This is a genomic window from Streptosporangium sp. NPDC000239, from assembly GCF_040300765.1.
Lineage (GTDB): Bacteria > Actinomycetota > Actinomycetes > Streptosporangiales > Streptosporangiaceae > Streptosporangium.
In genome coordinates, this window is the sequence record NZ_JBEPEI010000040.1 from 1 (window position 1) to 4,082 (window position 4,082).

At 55.1% G+C, this 4,082-nt stretch carries 1 rRNA gene; it reads right to left on the reverse strand.

Annotated features, from left to right (window positions below):
* Positions 1–391 precede the first annotated feature (391 nt).
* Positions 392–2,196: ribosomal RNA gene (locus ABT340_RS42305) — 16S ribosomal RNA — on the reverse strand.
* Positions 2,197–4,082 lie beyond the last annotated feature (1,886 nt).

A 4,082-nucleotide genomic window follows, 5' to 3' on the forward strand; every position in this document is an offset into this window, starting at 1 on the left:
GTTAGCGCCGGGTCCCCAACGCCGGGCTCTCCCAAAAAGAGGGGAGCTCGAGGGTTGAAATGACGCTCGAACAGGCATGCCCGCCAGAATTCTGGCGGGCGCAATGTGCGTTCAAAGATTCGATGATTCACTGAATTCTGCAATTCACATTACTTATCGCATTTCGCTGCGTTCTTCATCGATGCCAGAACCAAGAGATCCGTTGTTGAAAGTTTTGATTCATTTGTATTTTGCCTTGCGGCACACTCAGAAGAAACTGTAAAAACAAAAGAGTTTGTGGCCTCCGGCGGGCGCCTGGTTCCGGGCCGCGAAACCGAAGAGGTTCCGGGCGCCGGGGCGGCTCCGCCGAAGCAACGTAAAGGTATGTTCACATGGGTTTGGGAGTTGTAAACTCGGTAATGATCCCTCCGCTGGTTCACCAACGGAGACCTTGTTACGACTTTTACTTCCTCTAAATGACCGAGTTTGGAGAGCTTTCCGGCCCTGGGTGGTAGTTGCCCACCTCCCTGGGCCAGTCCGGACGCCTCACTAAGCCATTCAATCGGTACTAGCGACGGGCGGTGTGTACAAAGGGCAGGGACGTAATCAACGCAAGCTGATGACTTGCGCTTACTAGGGATTCCTCGTTGAAGAGCAATAATTGCAATGCTCTATCCCCAGCACGACGGAGTTTAACAAGATTACCCGGGCCTTTCGGCCAAGGAAGTACTCGCTGGCTCCGTCAGTGTAGCGCGCGTGCGGCCCAGAACATCTAAGGGCATCACAGACCTGTTATTGCCTCAAACTTCCATCGGCTTGAGCCGATAGTCCCTCTAAGAAGCCAGCGTACTGCCAAAGCAATACGGGCTATTTAGCAGGTTAAGGTCTCGTTCGTTATCGCAATTAAGCAGACAAATCACTCCACCAACTAAGAACGGCCATGCACCACCACCCACAAAATCAAGAAAGAGCTCTCAATCTGTCAATCCTCATTGTGTCTGGACCTGGTGAGTTTCCCCGTGTTGAGTCAAATTAAGCCGCAGGCTCCACTCCTGGTGGTGCCCTTCCGTCAATTCCTTTAAGTTTCAGCCTTGCGACCATACTCCCCCTGGAGCCCAAGCACTTTGATTTCTCGTAAGGTGCCGAACGCGTCAAAAAATAACATCGTCCGATCCCTAGTCGGCATAGTTTATGGTTAAGACTACGACGGTATCTGATCGTCTTCGATCCCCTAACTTTCGTTCCTGATTAATGAAAACATCCTTGGCAAATGCTTTCGCAGTAGTTAGTCTTCAATAAATCCAAGAATTTCACCTCTGACAATTGAATACTGATGCCCCCGACTGTCCCTATTAATCATTACGGCGGTCCTAGAAACCAACAAAATAGAACCACACGTCCTATTTCATTATTCCATGCTAATGTATTCGAGCATAGGCCTGCCTGGAGCACTCTAATTTTTTCAAAGTAAAAGTCCTGTTTCCCCGTCACACCCAGTGAAGGGCATGAGGTTCCACAGAGGGAAAGGCCCGGCCGGACCAGTACACGCGGTGAGGCGGACCGGCCAACCGGGCCCAAAGTTCAACTACGAGCTTTTTAACTGCAACAACTTTAATATACGCTATTGGAGCTGGAATTACCGCGGCTGCTGGCACCAGACTTGCCCTCCAATTGTTCCTCGTTAAGGGATTTAAATTGTACTCATTCCAATTACAAGACCCAAAAGAGCCCTGTATCAGTATTTATTGTCACTACCTCCCCGTGTCGGGATTGGGTAATTTGCGCGCCTGCTGCCTTCCTTGGATGTGGTAGCCGTTTCTCAGGCTCCCTCTCCGGGGTCGAGCCCTAACCCTCCGTTACCCGTTGCAACCATGTTTGGCCAATACCCAAACATCGAAAGTTGATAGGGCAGAAATTTGAATGAACCATCGCCGGCGCAAGGCCGTGCGATTCGAGAAGTTATCATGAATCACCAAAGAGCCCAGAGGGCATTGGTTTTTAATCTAATAAATACATCCCTTCCGAAGTCGGGATTTTTAGCATGTATTAGCTCTAGAATTACCACGGTTATCCAAGTAGTAAGGTACTATCAAATAAACGATAACTTATATAATGAGCCATTCGCAGTTTCGCTGTATAATTGCTTATACTTAGACATGCATGGCTTAATCTTTGAGACAAGCATATGACTACTGGCAGAATCAACCAGATAACTATCGTCCGCCGCGGAAAAACGGCAACCGGTGCTGCGAGCAGCGCCGGAGAGATGTCAAGTTCACTGGGTGGCGTCCGGAGACGCGCCGGGCAAAGCACCTGCGGCAGGAGCCGTGGGCGCCGTGCGAGCCGGCAATCCGCTTTCCCACTCATGTGTTCCCCAGCGAAGCCGTCGACCACACTGAGCCCGAACGGGCGGCGTGTGGCCTGGGGCACGCCAGGAGAAGGACTCAGCGCCCGACTTCAGCCATTGCGGCGTCCGGCGGGCGTGGTTGCCTTCCGTTGCTCGATGGTAGAACTCGCCAGAGGCCAGTAATCCACAGAACCCATCCCTACAGCGGCGATTGCCGGGGCATTCGTCGCCTTCAGGGCATCCCCAGTACGCCGTGAAGCCTGAGCGACCGGTTTCGTGGGGGCCGACCAACACTATGAATCCCTCGCTAGCGAGACCGGAGCCTGCAAGCCTGTTCAAGGGACCACGCAATGAAAGTCTTCAAGATATGGTACAGTTGTTTGATTGCGGTTGTGTTGTGGCCGGCCGATTGCTCGACTGGCCACCCGCTCTCACATACCCTCCGAGCTCTCTGGTGGGGCGCCCCCGCCACCCGGCACTCGTTGGCCACTTTTGATTTCCCGCAAAATTCATTTGTATGGCAAATCCAAAAAATCGACTCACGAACATACATTTCCAACAACGCACCACCCCCCCCTCTCGGCGCCGGGTTTCTCGGCACCAGCGCGCCCCCAGGCCTGCCAGCAGCCAGCCCACGTATTTCTTTTGCCCTTGCCGCCGCCCCCAGATGGTACAGGGTAGGTTCAGGGTAGGCCTTACCCTGCACCCCGACACAGGCGCCACCAGGAGGCTTTAGAGGCTAGAAGCGCTATAGGGAGGCCCTGGCCGAAGGCCCTGGCGTACGCTGCTATCGCTATGCCCATCTACGGGGGGCGCTAGAGGGAGCAGGTGGCCGCCAGGCTTGACCAGAAGCCGCACGTAACAAAGCATCAGCCTAGCACTATAACCACCCCGCCCACCTAAAACGCAGCCAGCGCAGCAGGAGTAGTAGGGTAGGCATATAGGCAGGCCCACGCCGCCCTAAAGGGGGCCCCGACCTCTCCTAGGTCGCCCCTATACGCCCGCGGCGGCTTATTTACGTGGTCGTGGGGTCTAGGGTAGGTAGTCCAGGCACCCCTCAGTTACCCTATACCACCATAAGGTATACTAAAATCAACCTACCCGGCAGCATTATAGGGTAGGTCAAAATCAGCTTACCTGGCACCACTATAGGGTAGGACAAAATCAGCTTACCTAGCGCCACCACCGACGACCAGGGCCAGCACGCCGCCATAAGGCCTCTCTCGCAAAGCACGTAGGAGCCAGAGCGCCTGCTAACAGCCCTTTCGCTTCTACCTACCCGGCACCAGCCACAGGGGCCCCTCCCCCATAGGCCCTACATACTGCCTAGTACGCCATCCCCGCCACCCGACCCTCGTTGGCCACTTTTCGATTTCCCGCTAAAATACCCTACACCAGCCTCCCAGGCACGTCCAAACCAGCTTACCCTACACCACTCCAGGGTGTACCAGAATCAATCTACCCCTACGTCAAGGCCCGGGCCAGCTAGCACCAGCTTACCCTACACCTACGCCCTACAGGTTAGGCCCTGCCGCAAGGCAAAGTCGACCAGGCCTACCCTACACCACCACAGGAAGGCCAGGACCAGCCAGCAAGGCGTCCTGCCCTCGGCCGACTCCAGGCAGCTTACCCTACACCACGGCTCGCGCAGCAGAACTCGCCCGGCGGTCAGCCCCAGGGCTCGAGATTTTGACCAAGTCAGCCTGGCTTACCCTGCACCCCCTCGCGCGCAGACAGGCGCCGGCAGCGCCCGCCC